Source organism: Arthrobacter alpinus, assembly GCF_900105965.1.
In the GTDB taxonomy this organism is placed as follows: Bacteria; Actinomycetota; Actinomycetes; order Actinomycetales; family Micrococcaceae; genus Specibacter; species Specibacter alpinus.
The window spans coordinates 322489-336361 of sequence record NZ_FNTV01000001.1 but is presented as its reverse complement, the minus strand read 5'-3'; the positions used below and the strand labels follow the sequence as shown (position 1 = coordinate 336361).

At 61.9% G+C, this 13873-nt stretch carries 9 protein-coding genes, 1 tRNA gene and 1 pseudogene; 3 read left to right on the top strand and 8 right to left on the bottom strand.

Annotation, left to right across the window (positions count from 1 at the left end; all coding sequences use genetic code 11):
• Positions 1-147: 147 nt before the first annotated feature.
• From thrB to BLV41_RS01470, 6 genes and pseudogenes are all read right to left on the bottom strand, one after another.
• Positions 148-1122: a homoserine kinase gene (gene thrB, locus BLV41_RS01495; protein ID WP_083360538.1), complete on the bottom strand. Its 975-nt coding sequence runs from the start codon at positions 1120-1122 to the stop codon at positions 148-150.
• A 27-nt stretch (positions 1123-1149) separates the two neighbouring features.
• Positions 1150-2253: a threonine synthase gene (thrC, locus tag BLV41_RS01490; protein WP_044571649.1), complete on the bottom strand. Its 1104-nt coding sequence runs from the start codon at positions 2251-2253 to the stop codon at positions 1150-1152.
• Positions 2253-3551 carry a homoserine dehydrogenase gene (locus BLV41_RS01485; protein WP_074713027.1) on the bottom strand — a complete coding sequence of 433 codons (1299 nt, stop codon included), beginning with the start codon at positions 3549-3551 and terminating at the stop codon, positions 2253-2255. The genes thrC and BLV41_RS01485 overlap by 1 nt, the downstream gene beginning before the upstream one ends.
• Positions 3552-3599: 48 nt before the next feature.
• A pseudogene (gene lysA, locus BLV41_RS01480) lies at positions 3600-5050 on the bottom strand (diaminopimelate decarboxylase).
• A 2-nt stretch (positions 5051-5052) separates the two neighbouring features.
• Positions 5053-6705 (bottom strand): arginine--tRNA ligase, encoded by a 1653-nt coding sequence (gene argS / locus BLV41_RS01475; protein ID WP_074709917.1) that lies wholly within the window; start codon positions 6703-6705, stop codon positions 5053-5055.
• 78 nt (positions 6706-6783) lie between these two features.
• Entirely contained in the window at positions 6784-8055 is a 1272-nt protein-coding gene (locus BLV41_RS01470) for an MFS transporter (RefSeq protein ID WP_074709914.1), read from the bottom strand.
• A 174-nt stretch (positions 8056-8229) separates the two neighbouring features.
• Here BLV41_RS01470 and BLV41_RS01465 point away from each other — a divergent pair.
• The 3 genes from BLV41_RS01465 (at position 8230) to BLV41_RS01455 (ending at position 10853) form a co-directional block, all read left to right on the top strand.
• Positions 8230-8302: transfer RNA gene (locus BLV41_RS01465), tRNA-Arg, on the top strand.
• A gap of 122 nt (positions 8303-8424) precedes the next feature.
• On the top strand, positions 8425-9387 hold the full coding sequence (locus tag BLV41_RS01460) for an endonuclease/exonuclease/phosphatase family protein (protein WP_170835401.1): 963 nt from the start codon (positions 8425-8427) through the stop codon (positions 9385-9387).
• Positions 9388-9473: 86 nt separating this feature from the next.
• A complete protein-coding gene (locus BLV41_RS01455; protein ID WP_074709909.1) occupies positions 9474-10853 on the top strand; it encodes a GH1 family beta-glucosidase in 1380 nt (459 codons plus the stop codon).
• 32 nt (positions 10854-10885) lie between these two features.
• Here BLV41_RS01455 and BLV41_RS01450 read toward each other — a convergent pair whose 3' ends face one another.
• On the bottom strand, positions 10886-11728 hold the full coding sequence (locus tag BLV41_RS01450) for an alpha/beta fold hydrolase (RefSeq protein ID WP_074709906.1): 843 nt from the start codon (positions 11726-11728) through the stop codon (positions 10886-10888).
• Between the two features lie 111 nt (positions 11729-11839).
• A complete protein-coding gene (locus tag BLV41_RS01445; protein WP_139244175.1) occupies positions 11840-13705 on the bottom strand; it encodes an HNH endonuclease in 1866 nt (621 codons plus the stop codon).
• Between the last annotated feature and the right edge of the window lie 168 nt (positions 13706-13873).

Genomic DNA, 13873 nt, shown 5'->3' with positions numbered 1-13873 from the left:
GATCTTAGGACCAATTCGGCGGCTGCCATGCGTTGGTCCAGCGGTCACCGCACAAGATAGTACGGGCCGTAAGAGCGGCATCGAGGCTCAAATAAACATTGTTCATTTCCTTAGCGAGCAACATTCAGCCAGCAAGAGGGAAAGTGTTTATGAACCAGTTTGCACTTCCACTTTAGCACCTTCAAGGTCCACCTGGAGCCGCAAAACCCGCCAAGACACGCCGAGTTGACCTTGCTGCGTCGCCTTCTTGCCCAGTTGCTCGATGACCGCGAGGACCTCCTGTGCCTGCTCGCCGCCGTTGGCAAGGACCATGACGGTGGGGCCGGCGCCAGAAATGAAGGCCGCAAAGCCTTGCTCCCGCAGTGCAGACACGAGGGCTGCGCTGGTTGGCATGGCCTCGGCACGGTAGTCCTGGTGCAGGTAGTCGCGGGTGCCGGCCAGCAGCAGTTCCGGCTGGGCGGAAAGCGCGTGCATGAGCAGTGCGGCCCGGCCCGAGTTGGCGGCGGCGTCGGCATGGGACACGGAATCGGGCAGCATGCCGCGGGCGCGCTCAGTCTTAAGCTCAACGTTGGGGATGGCCACTACGGGGACAACCGCGTCCGACGGAGTGACCTTGGCAGTGGCGAAAGAGGCGCCTTCCTGCCAGGAGACGGCAACCGCACCAAAAATGGCCGGGGCCACGTTGTCCGGGTGTCCTTCCAGCTCAGATGCGAGCTGGAGAACCCAGGCCTTGTCTTGCTGGTCTTCAACGGCCACCAGCGCGTTGGCTGCCATGATGGCCGCCACGATCGCCGAGGCCGAGGATCCCAACCCGCGGCCATGCGGCAAAACATTTTGTGCCGTGACACGCAAGCCGCCGCGGCTGTAGCCGAGGCGGGCCCAGGCAACGTCCATGGTCTTCACGACCAGGTGGGTAGCATCGCGAGGAAGATCCGCCACGCCTTCCCCGCTCAAATCAAACTCCAACCCGGGAGCATCCAAAATCGTGATGCTCAAGGTGTCATACAGTGAAACCGCCAAACCCAGCGAGTCAAAGCCTGGGCCGAGGTTGGCGCTTGTGCCTGGCACGCGCACCGTGGCGGTTGCCCCTGATGCAGGAGTTTTCAAAAGCGGGGAAGTCATGGTGGACCCTGTCATGAAGATGTGCTGCTAGTCCGTCAGACCAAGAGCTTCGGCAACTGTAACCACGTCAAAGGGCACAGACTTGGGCTGTGCCGCACTGCCGTCGGCGTTCTTCAGAGCCCAGTCGGGGTCCTTCAGGCCGTGGCCGGTGACGGTGATGACAAAGGTCTTGCCGGAAGGAACCTGGCCCGCGGCGTGCTTCTTGATGACACCGGCAACGCCCGCTGCCGAACCAGGCTCAACAAAGACGCCTTCCTTGGCGGAGAGCCAGCGGTGGGCAGCCAGGATTTCCTCATCCGTGACAGCTTCGATGAGTCCGCCGGACTCATCGCGTGCGGCAATGGCCATGTCCCAAGATGCCGGGTTGCCGATGCGAATTGCGGTGGCAATCGTGTCCGGTTCCGTAATGGGGTGCCCTGCAACGAAAGGCGCCGCGCCGGCTGCCTGGAAACCCCACATGACGGGCGTGTGCGTGGAAACTGCCGGCAGGGTGCCGGCGGTTGCGGACTCGTAGGGCGCTGCGTATTCGCGGTAGCCCCGCCAGTACGCGCTGATGTTACCGGCGTTGCCCACGGGCAGCACATGGTAATCGGGTGCGTCGCCCAGGGCGTCGACAACCTCGAAGGCACCGGTCTTCTGGCCTTCAATACGGGCCGGGTTGACCGAGTTCACCAGGAATACCGGGTAGGAATCGGCCAGCTTGCGGGCTACATCGAGGCAGTTGTCAAAGTTGCCGTCAACCTGCAAGATGGTGGCGCCGTGGGCCACGGCCTGGCTGAGCTTGCCCATGGAGATCTTGCCCTCCGGAACCAGCACTGCACAGGTCAGGCCCGCTGCCTTGGCGTAGGCAGCAGCCGACGCCGAGGTGTTGCCGGTTGAAGCGCACACGACGGCCTTGGCACCAGCTGCAACAGCGGCTGTCATGGCCATGGTCATGCCGCGGTCCTTGAAGGAGCCGGTGGGGTTCATCCCCTCGACCTTCAGGTACACATTGGAACCGGTCAACGCCGACAGGTGCTGCGCGTACACCAGGGGTGTGCCGCCTTCGCCCAGCGTGATGACCTTGGTTTCTGCCGTTACCGGCAAACGCTCTGCATATTCGCGGACAACTCCGCGCCACTGGTGAGCCATTAGACTCCCTCCACCCTCAAGACACTCGTAACTGAATTTATGACGTCCAGGCCATTGATGGCCTTGACGGTTGCTGCCAAGGCAGCCTCACCTGCACGGTGGGTGACAATGCGCAGCTCGGCGGAACCGGGCCCCTCATTCTCGCCATGCTCACGGTGCACGGTCTGGCGCATCGACTCGATCGAAACGCCGTTCTCGGCAAAAAGCGCTGAAATCTTGGACAGGACACCGGGCTGGTCGGCTGCATCCAAATGGATGTAGTAGCGCGTTGACACAGCGTCGATGGGCAGAACGGGCAGCACCTCAATGGTGGAATCCGTGCGACCCGGGCCGCCCAAGACCAGGCGGCGTGCCGCTGAAACAACGTCTCCCATGACAGCCGATGCCGTCGGCGAACCGCCAGCACCACGGCCATAGAACATGAGCTCTCCGGCGGACTCTGCTTCAACAAACACGGCGTTGAAGGCGCCGCGCACGGCACCCAGGGGGTGCTCGCGAGGCAGCAGTGTGGGGTGCACGCGCACGCTGACGCCGCCGTCGAGCTTTTCGGCAATGGCCAAAAGCTTGATGACGTAGCCGGCATCCTTGGCTGCGGCAATATCCGTAGCCGTGACACCGGTGATGCCCTCGCAGTACACATCTTCAAGCGCGTAGCGGGTGTGGAAAGCCAGCGACGCCAGGATGGCACCCTTGGCTGCCGCGTCGTGACCTTCAATGTCCGCTGTTGGATCCGCCTCGGCGTAACCCAGGCGGGTAGCCTCGGCCAGGGCGTCGGAAAATTCCGCGCCCGTGGAGTCCATGGCATCCAGGATGAAGTTCGTGGTGCCGTTGACAATGCCCATGACGCGGGTGATCTTGTCCCCGGCCAGGGAGTCAGTGATGGGGCGCAGGATCGGAATGGCCCCGGCCACGGCTGCCTCGTAGGAGAGCTGCACACCGGCCTGATCAGCCTTCTCATACAACGCGGGGCCGTCAACAGCCAGCAGCGCCTTGTTGCCCGTGACCACGGTTGCCCCGTGCTCAATGGATTCCAGGATCAGCGTGCGGGCAGGCTCAAGGCCGCCCATGAGCTCGATGACAATGTCCGCACCACGAACCAACGCCGAGGCGTCGGTGGTGTACAGCTCACGGGGAGCTGCATATTCGCGCGGAGCGTCAACGTTGCGCACCGCAATGCCCACCAGTTCCAGCCGAGCACCCGTGCGGGCCGCGAGGACCTCGGTGTCTTCAAGCAAAATGCGGGCAACTTGCGAGCCCACATTTCCGGCGCCAAGGAGCGCCACTTTCAAGGTCTTGATGTTGGCGGACACATCGGTGTCCACGGTATTGCGCTCTGTCAAAGGTCTCTAGGCCCCTAAATCGCGTGCCAGCAAATCGTCTTCTGTTTCGCCCCGCACAATCAAGCGTGCGGCGCCGTTTGTGACGGCGATGACGGGCGGCCGGGGAACGTAGTTATAGTTGCTGGCCAAAGCCCAGCAGTATGCGCCCGTTCCGGGAACTGCAAGCAAATCCCCGGCCGCCACGTCATTGGGCAGATATACATCTCTAACAACAATGTCCCCACTCTCGCAATGTTTGCCCACCACTCGGGACAAAGCGGGAACAGCATCGGAGGCCCGATTGGCCACGATTGCCGAGTAATCAGCGTCATAGAGCACCGGACGGGCGTTGTCGCTCATCCCGCCATCCACCGAAACATAGCGACGAGGAGCCGTCACATCTTCTTGGCCGTCAACTTCCACCTGCACTGTTTTCAGCGTTCCGGTCTCGTACAGCGTGAAGGTGGTGCTGCCAACAATGGCACGGCCCGGCTCAATGGAAATCCGCGGCGCAACCATGTTCAATTCCGCACAGCTTTCGCGAACGACGGCGGCCATCGCCTGCGCGACCTCCGCAGCCGGGCGGGGGTGTCCACCGCGGTGTATGCGATGCCGTAGCCGCCGCCCAGGTCCAACTCGGGCAGCGTAATGCCATAGTTTTCTTGAATCTTGTGGGTGAACGCCAGCAGCTTCCGGGCGGCGATTTCAAAGCCTTCGGCCTCAAAGATCTGTGAACCGATGTGGGCGTGGAAGCCTAGGAAGTTAATGCTCTCCGATTCCACGGCCAGCTTGGAGGCTGCCTCTGCGGCGCTCATGCCGGGTGCTTCCGGGTCCTCGGCAATAAAGCTCAGACCGAACTTCTGGTCCTCGTGCGCCGTGGCAATGGATTCGTGGGTGTGGGCGTGCACGCCGGGAGTCAGGCGCAACATGACGTTGGCCTTCGTGTTGCGTTCGGCGGCAATGTCCGCCACGCGCTGCAGCTCGTGGAGACTGTCCACCACGATGCGCCCGAGTTCCATGTCCAAGGCACGGTTGATTTCAGCGTTGGACTTGTTATTGCCGTGCAGCCCCAGGTTTTCACCCAACAGGCCGGCGCGCTTGGCAATGGCCAGCTCGCCGCCGGAGCAGGTGTCAAGGCGCAAACCCTCGGAATTCACCCAACGCGCCACCTCAATGGACAAGAATGCCTTGCCAGCGTAGTACACGTCAACGCCGCCGCAGATGTCCGCAAACGCTGCGTCAAAGGCGTCCTTGAACGTCCTGGCGCGGGCCCGGAAATCGTCCTCGCTCATGACGAACAGCGGGGTGCCGAACTGTGCCTTCAGCTCGCTGACGGGAATCCCACCGATGGTGACCTCACCGCTGTGGCCGCGTTCGACGTCGTGCGCCCACATGGCGGGCACCAACTCGTTGAGGTCTCCGGCGTCGGGCAGCCATTCAGGGGCCAGCTCGGAGCCGGCAGCGTGTACTTTATTCATGCTTACATCCGATCCGGGGCGGAAACGCCCAGCAGGGAGAGGCCGTTGGCCAGGACCTGGGCCACGGCGTCGTTGAGCCAGAGGCGGGTGCGGTTCACATCGGTAATGGCTTCCTCACCCATGGGGGTCACGCGGCAGGCGTCGTACCAACGATGGTAGGCACCGGCAATAACTTCCAGGTGACGGGCCACGCGGTGCGGTTCGCGGAACGCGGCGGCCTGGGTGAGCACGCCTGGGTACTGGCCCAGAACGGCCAGCAGTTCAGATTCGGTGGCGTGGCTCAAGGCTGCGGCATCGAAAGCGGTGCGTTCAACCCCAGCGGCAGCGGCGTTGCGGCCTACCGCACGGGTCCGGGCGTGGGCGTACTGTACGTAGAACACGGGGTTCTCGTTGGACTTCTTGGTCAGCACGTCCAAGTCAACATCGATGTTGGAATCGCTGGAGAAGCGGGCCAATGAGTAGCGGGCGGCATCGGTTCCGACAACCTCAACGAGGTCTTCCATCGTGACAACGGTACCGGCGCGCTTGGACATGCGGACCGGCTTGCCGTCCTGAACCAGGTTCACCATCTGGCCGATCAGGACCTCAACACGGTTTGCGTCGTCACCCATGGCGGCAGCAGCGGCCTTCAGGCGGGCCACATAACCGTGGTGATCGGCACCGAGCATGTAGATGCACAGGTCAAAACCACGGTCACGCTTGTTCTTGAAGTACGCAATGTCGCCGGCAATGTAGGCGGCGTTGCCGTCGGACTTGATGACCACGCGGTCCTTGTCGTCGCCGTAATCGGTGGAGTTCAGCCACCAGGCGCCGTCCTTCAAGTACATGTTGCCTGAGCCCTTGAGCTGGTCAAGGAGCTTTTCCACGGCGCCGTCCTCAAAGAGGGAGTTCTCGTGGAAGTAGACGTCAAAGTCCACGCCGAACTCGTGCAGCGAGGCGCGAATGGCGGCGAACATGAGCTCCACGCCCTGGGCGCGGAACTCTTCCTGCGGGTCCTCTGACTCAAGGATGGCGGGGTTGTTCGCCATGACTTCCTTGGCGATGTCCTCGATGTACGCTCCGCCGTAGCCGTCTTCCGGTGCGGGCTCGCCCTTGGCGCTGGCAAGAAGTGAACGGGCAAACTTATCGATCTGGTTGCCGTGATCGTTGAAGTAGTACTCACGGGTGACGTCTGCGCCCTGTGACTGGAAGATGCGGGCCAGGGAATCACCAACGGCTGCCCAGCGGGTGCCCCCCAAGTGGATGGGGCCAGTGGGGTTGGCGGAGACGAATTCCAGGTTGATCTTGGTGCCAGCCATGGCGGTGTTGGTACCGAAGGCTTCACCGTTTTCAACGATCGCCTTGGCCAGCTCGCCCGCTGCGGCCGCGTCAACGGTGATGTTCAGAAAGCCGGGGCCGGCAATGTCAACCTTGGAAACGCCGGGAATTTCACTCAGGCGCGTTTGCAGGATCTCGGCGATCTTGCGCGGTGCAACGCCAGCCGGCTTGGCCAGCTGAAGCGCTATGTTGGTGGCCCAGTCGCCGTGCTCGCGGCTCTTGGGCCGGTCCACCTTGACTTCCGTGGGCAGGGCCTCGGCGGGAACAGAAAGTTCACCTGCGCTGACGGCTTCATTGAGGGAGGTGGTAATGGCGGCAGAAAGTTCTTCAGGAGTCACACATCCAAGTGTACGGTTCTAGCCGTTCCCTCCCCCAATCCGCAGCCGTTCCACCCGGAATATGCCTTGCGGAACCGCTTAGGGCACCGCAGGGGCAAAGTCGTCCTCGAGCATCTTGGGGCGGCAAATGATCCACGCGCCGGCGCCCAGGAGCACCAAGGTGGCGAACAGGAAGATGAACGGTGCCGTCCACGAGCCAGTCCACTGGTGCAACAGCCCAAAGAACAGCGGCCCCGTGCAGGCGAAGGTGTACCCCATCCCTTGGCTGAACCCGGAGAGCGCGCCGGCCCCGAGCTGGGTCCGCGTGCGGTGGTTGATCAGCAGCAGTGACAGCGGGAACGTTCCGGGGCCCAGGCCGGCCAGTGAGACCCAAATCCAGGTGCCCGACGCCGGTGACAGCAGCAGTCCCAGGTACCCGACAATGAAGCAGCCCAGCATGACCAGCACGGCCGGGAACGGATTGCGCATCTTGGCCGCGATAAGGGGGATGGCAAGGCTCAACGGCAAACCCAAGGCCGCAAAAAGGGCCAGCATGGAGCCAGCCTGTCCCCTATCCAGTCCGGCCTCCGTCAGGACGGCCGGCAACCAGGCGAACATCGCATAGGTGTTCAGCGAGGTGCAGCCGAACATGAGGGTCAGTCCCCACGCGGTGGGTGAACGCCACAGGTTCATTTTCGGAGCCTTGGCCGGGAAGGTTTCCCCGGAGGCCGAATGAATCACCAAATCCACCTGGGCTGGCACAGCAGCGGGCGAGGTTGCCGGGGAAGCCGGGTTCGCCGTCGTGCGCGGGGAAAACATGGCAACCAGCCACGGTATCAAGGCAAGGGTGCTGATCCCGGCCCACGCAGCAAGGGACACCTGCCAGTTGGCGGCGTCGGCGATGGGGACGGCGAGCTGGGCCGGAATGGCTGTGCCGAGCGATAGTGCTGTCACGTAGAGGGCCGTCATCAGGCCCACCTTGGTGGGGAAATACTTCTTGACCAGCGGCGGCAGGAGCACGTTGCCGGCACCCAGACCGCCGAAGGCAATCACCGAAAAGACCAAAAAGAGTGGGGTGTTGGGCGCCAAGACCCGGGCAATCTGGCCCACGATTCCCACCAGAATGGACAAAATGATGAGCTTCTCCAACGAGGCCCAGCGGATCACATAGGGTGTCAGGAAGCCGAATAGTCCGAACGCCGCCGTGGGAAGCATGCCCAGGATGCCGATGGAGGTGGCACTGAGCGGGAGGTCGTCATTGATACTGGAAATCAGTGGCGGGACCACTGTTACGGCGGATCTGAGTGTCGACGCCGTCAGAATAATGGCCGCTGCGAAAATCCAGACGGAGGGCCGCAACTTTCCTACCATGTGTTCACCATTGCCCCAACGTTACTCCGCGATTGAAGGACCAGGCACTGTTTCGCGGCGGGCTTATGGATGATGTATGCCACGTGTTGAGCACCGCCGTGGCCCCGGTTTTACATCCAGCGCCCTGCACCTGCTAAGCTCTTTCTCGTTCCCTTTGGCAGCCACGGTTGCCACGCCTTCGTAGCTCAGGGGATAGAGCGTCGGTTTCCGGTACCGTAGGTCGGGGGTTCGAATCCCTCCGAGGGCACATTTTAATGGTGTCCGGCTTTGCGAACAAGTTCGCTTGGCCGGACACCATTTTTGTTTTTCATCTGACGCCGGTCAACCCCTCCCAGCTTTCACCCACAAAACAGTGGCAACGTTATGGCGATGGCATTGCTCCGCAAACAACACCACGCTGCTCAGCAGTCCCGGCCCCTCCCGCACCTTGGCATACTTGTTGCAAGCGGCTCCCTTGCCCTTGCATTCGTCATGGCCTTTCATTCACGGCTTCCCGACATCGCCGGTCTGGGTCTCATTGTGGATTCAGGACTCATCTGGTTTGGCACCCTGATTCCCGTACTGGGCCTGCTGGCCATCATGGCCCGCCGCAAGCGCTTGGCGATCGCCGTGATGGTTCCGGCAGTTATTTGGTCATTCATGTTCCTTCCGGGCATGGTTCCACTGGCCTGGTCGGCCCCCGCGACGTCAGCAACGTCCCTGACGGTTGCCAGTCAAAACGTGCAGGCCGGGTCAGGCACGGCGGCCGACTCGGCGAGAGTCCTTGCGGCCACGGCCGCCGAGGTGGTTGCCCTGCAAGAGATCGACGGCGCATCCCGGAGCGCTGTCGACGCCGAGCTCAACCCCCACTATGAGTTCTCCTATCGGATCGGCACGGTTGGGCTGTGGAGCAACTACCCAATTCTCAACGCCCGGCCGGAAGGCCTGGGACTGGGCTGGAATCGGGCCCTGTCGGCCGATCTTCAGACCCCTGCGGGGCTGGTGCGCATCTACGTGGTTCATGCGGCATCGGCCCGGCCATTCCAGCACTCCGACAGGGACACAATGCTGGCGAACCTCGCCCAGACTATTTCCGAGGACCCGAGCGGAAAGGTCATTGCCGTGGGTGACTTCAATGCGGCCTCTACGGATAGGCACTTTTCCCTCCTCACCCAACACCTCAACGAGCCGCTGCAGGACAACCCCCTGGCAGGGTTCTCGTGGCCAGTCTCGCCCCTGCCGGTCACCCGACTGGACCACATCCTGCAACGTGGCATGTCAGCCACATCAAATTCACTGATGCCCGCTGGTGACAGCGACCACCTCGCCATTCGCGCCAGTTTTAATCTGTAGTTCAACCTTCGGCATCGCTGATTCCTTGACTTCGACGGCCAGATCCGTGAAGCTCATCTCCAACTGCGGCCATCGAGGGGTTTGGCATGAACCAGAACACCAGTGATTTGTTCCCACGTGATTTTGTGTGGGGTGTGTCCACCGCCGCATACCAAATTGAAGGTGCCACTACGGCGGGCGGCCGTGGGCGCTCCAGTTGGGATGCGTTCGTGGCCGAACCCGGCCGCATCACCAACGGTGACACTGGAGACACCGCGTGCGACCACTACCATCGGTACCCAGAAGACATTGCGCTCATGAAGGAGCTGGGCGTCGATGCGTACCGTTTCAGTTTCTCCTGGTCGCGCATTCAGCCCGGCGGCCGCGGAGCGGTGAACGGGGCCGGGCTTGGCTTTTACGATAAATTGGTTGACGGCTTGCTCGAGGCCGGAATACAGCCCAGCCCCACTCTTTTCCACTGGGACACTCCCCTGGAACTTGAACAGGCCGGTGGTTGGCTCAATCGCGATACGGCCGAACGCTTTGCCGAGTACGCCGCCGTTCTTGGCGGGCATTTTGCCGACAGAATCCCGCGCTGGATCACCATCAACGAACCGGCTGCCCTGACCCTCCTTGGTTACGGCGCCGGCATCCATGCCCCGGGGCTTGCGCTTGGTTTTGATGCCCTGCCGGCGGCCCAGCATCTTCTTCTGGCACACGGGCTGGGCGTCCAGGCGCTGCGCTCGGCCGGGGCAGGCAACATTGGCATCGCGAACAACCACGCGGCAACGTGGCCTGCCAGCGAGAATCAAGCAGATCAGCAGGCCGCCGGACTCTATGACGCCTTGACCAACCGGATGTTTGCCGATCCCATCCTCACCGGCGCCTACCCCGGGGCGTTGACGCCATTCCTGCCACCCCTGCCCGACGGCGATTTAGCCACCATTTCCGTCCCCATCGACTGGTACGGCGTCAACAGCTACAACCCTGTTCTGGTGGGTGCGCCCACGGCCGGCGGGGCGGCGCTGGTCGACGGACACGCACTGGATGCCTCACTGCCCTTCGAACTGCGGGAGTTGGAAGGCTACCCGCGCACCGACTTTGACTGGCCGGTGGTGCCCGATGCGCTCACGGACTTGCTGCTGGGTTTCAAGGATCGTTACGGCAGCAAGCTCCCACCCATTGTCATCACGGAAAACGGCGCCGCTTACAACGTTGGCCCGGACGATGACGGACGGGTTCCGGATGTGCGCAGGATCGACTACACAAACGCCCATCTGCAGGCTTTGGCGGCCGCCATGGGAGCCGGGGTGGATGTTCGCGGCTACTTTCATTGGTCGCTCATGGACAACTTTGAGTGGGCGGCAGGCTACTCCCAACGCTTTGGCTTGGTCCACATCGACTACGAAACGCAGAAGCGCACGCCCAAGGACTCCTATTACTGGTACCAACAGCTCATTCGGTCATCCAAGGGTGCGGGCGCCTAGGCGAGGCATCGGAACCTGTCCCTAGCGGCCGGCTACTTGCCAACGAACGCGAGCAGCGCGGCGTTCACCTCTTTGGCGTGCGTCCACAACAAACCGTGGGGAGCACCTTCCACTTCCACGTAGTCCGCCTCGGGCAGGGCCTTGCGGAATCGTCGGGCAGTAGCGTCGATGGGAAGGATGTTGTCCTTGGTGCCGTGCAGGATCAGTGCAGGTTTGCCGCTGGCCCGGACCGCCTCAACATCCTTGCGGAAGTCCTCAAGCCATGCAGGGACGACGGCGTAGGCGGCCACGGGCGCGCTCGAGACGGCGGTGTTCCAGTTGGCAGTGACCGTTTCCTGGCTGATCCTCGAGCCCAGGTTTTCGTCGAGGTTGTAGAAATTCGAGAAAAAGCTCGTGAACCAGGCGAAGCGGTCACCCTTTGCCGCTTCGAGAATGCCGTCGAACACCTCCTGCGGAACGCCCTCGGCGTTGTCTTCCCCTGCAACAAGGAAAGGCTCGAGAGAGGCGAGGAAGGCAAGCCTGGCCACGCGGTCGTGACCGTACTTTGCGACGTAGCGGGCCAGTTCGCCGGTGCCCATGGAGAACCCAACCAAAGTGACATCGGAAAGATCGAGCGTTTCAAGGATCGTGTTCAGGTCAGCGGCGAAGGTGTCATAGTCATAGCCTGTGCCAACTTTGCTTGACTGGCCGAATCCCCGGCGATCGTAGGTGATAACCCGGTAGCCGGCGTCGAGGAGTTCACGTGTTTGGCGTTCCCAGCTGTGCCCATCAAGGGGGTACCCATGAATCAGGACGACTGGCTGACCTGCACCCTGGTCCTCGTAGTACAGCTCGATTGAGGTGCTATTTTCGGTTCCGACGGTGATGTGTCCCATGATGACATCCCTTTCCACGCAAACATGAGAACGGCTGTTCTCGAGGTGTGCCTATCAGCCTAGGTAACGATGAGCCTGTTGTCAGGGATTTGGTCATATTGCGACGGCCATTCATCCCGGTAGCGCAGGCGCCGTGGATACGTAGCGATGTCCCGTGGGCGTTCGGACGATGACGCCCGGAGGCCCGGCACCAGGCGTGTCGGACCGTTCGGAAGTCCATCCCAGCGCTTCCTTGGCCTGATTGCACGCGCTGCAGAGCCCCTGACCATTCTGAACATTCGTGGCGCCACCTGCCGCATAGGCTTTGAGATGGTCGTACTCGCGGATCGGAGCGTCGCAATAGGGCGTTTGGCAGCGTTGGTCGTGTAACCGCAGGAACTCCTTAATCCCTTCAGGGAACAGTCTTGCCCGGGAGTCCATGGCGAGCAGTGTCCTGCTCTCTGGATGAGTGAAAAGTCGTTTGAGCCATACCCGTGGTGCAAATCCATAGGTGTTTTCACCCTCGAGGATCATGGCACGGGCCGTAGGTGCGGGAATGGGCTCATGTCCCACCAGAATTGCGGGATCGTTGGCACCGCCAAACAGGGACCGGTCTGTCATGACCAGTTCCAGGGTGATCTCCGGCTGGTCCACGCCTGTGCACAATGGCAGACCGAGATTTGTCCGGCCCACGTCTCCCCCACGCTCCGCCTCCACGCCGCGGTGATCTCCAACGTCACCGGCACCGTCATCGCAGGGTGGATGGTGGACAAGACGGTGCATCAGGGCATCGGCCATGACTTGCCCCTTGCCGCGATCGTCCCCCGACGCCTTGGCATGCTCGGCGACTCTGGTGAGCGTGGCCAGAATGCGAACTCCCTGTTTCAACGGAATCAGCGCCGTTAACAACGTCATGCCATCTGCGGCTGGCCGCAGGGACACGTAGCGATCCGCAAGAGCCTTATTCCGACGCTTGACGAAGGCTTCAGGGTGCAGTGCGTAAGCGGCTTTCCTGGTTTCAGCGCATAGCTCCCTTGTGCCCAGAAGTGCAACGGCGGCCGGGTTTCCACAGATCCTTTGATCCACCGTGGCACGGTCCTCCAGTGAGAGGAATGCTGTTTCTGCGACAACTTGCCCCACCCTGTACTCGCTGATCTGACCCAAGGCAAAGGCGTTCATGCTGTACGGCATTTCCCGCACCAAGACCTCGGACATCTGACAGAGCTGCCGTCCTCGGTAGGGCGACTCATGCCTGGCCAAGCTAACTTGTTGGGCAATTCCCTTCCCGATTCTCTCCCGGGGAACACCGGCCCGTGCTTGATCAAGCCGCTGCTGCGCCACAAACAATGTTTGGGCCTGCGCCTGAACGGCGGCGATTCCATTCTTGGCTTCCTCAAGGCCTGCGATCAGATCAATCAGATCTGCGCCGCACACCCGATCAACAACACTGGGATCGAAACCGGGCCCCATCGCCGCGACCCCCACCGCATCCACGTCACCCGAAGCCCCCACCGCATTCACCGCGGAGCCACCCACCACACAGCCGCCCAGGGACTCAACCACAGTGCTGGCCAAGGCTGCTTGTGACGCGGACTTGGCGGCGACAGATGTGGCTGTGGCGGATCGATGGACAAGATGCACCAACGCTTCCGAAGGCCGCCCTTCCCTGATGGCGAGGTCCACTTCTTCGCTGGCCCTGGCGGACTGTTCCTGCGCCTGGTGGGCCAATTCGTGGGCAAGGGCTGCATCCAGCTGCGCCAAAACGACCGGGTCGAAGAATGAGCCACAGCGGTCCAAAAGATCCGCGCTCAAGTTCAGTAATCCAGGGGCAGCCTCCACGGCGGACAAACCGTCCACGCCGCCAGAAGCAGCCACTGAATCTCCAGATCCGGGCGCAAACGGGTTGGCCGCAGTTTGCGACACCTTCCCATCAAGTCCGGCAGGAAACGGCACAGACGTGGGACCGGGATCACTGCCGTGCCATTCCGGTGCCGCCATGCCGTCCACCTGCCTGCACATCCGGCTTCGGCTGTCCGAGCCAAAGCCAACTCTGCGGAACCATGAGAATATTCAAAACATGAGGATATTTATTTGAATACTCTGAAATTCCCTGCTACATCTATTCTAAGTGTGGCCACTGGCTTCTAAAAGGCAATCTCAACCATT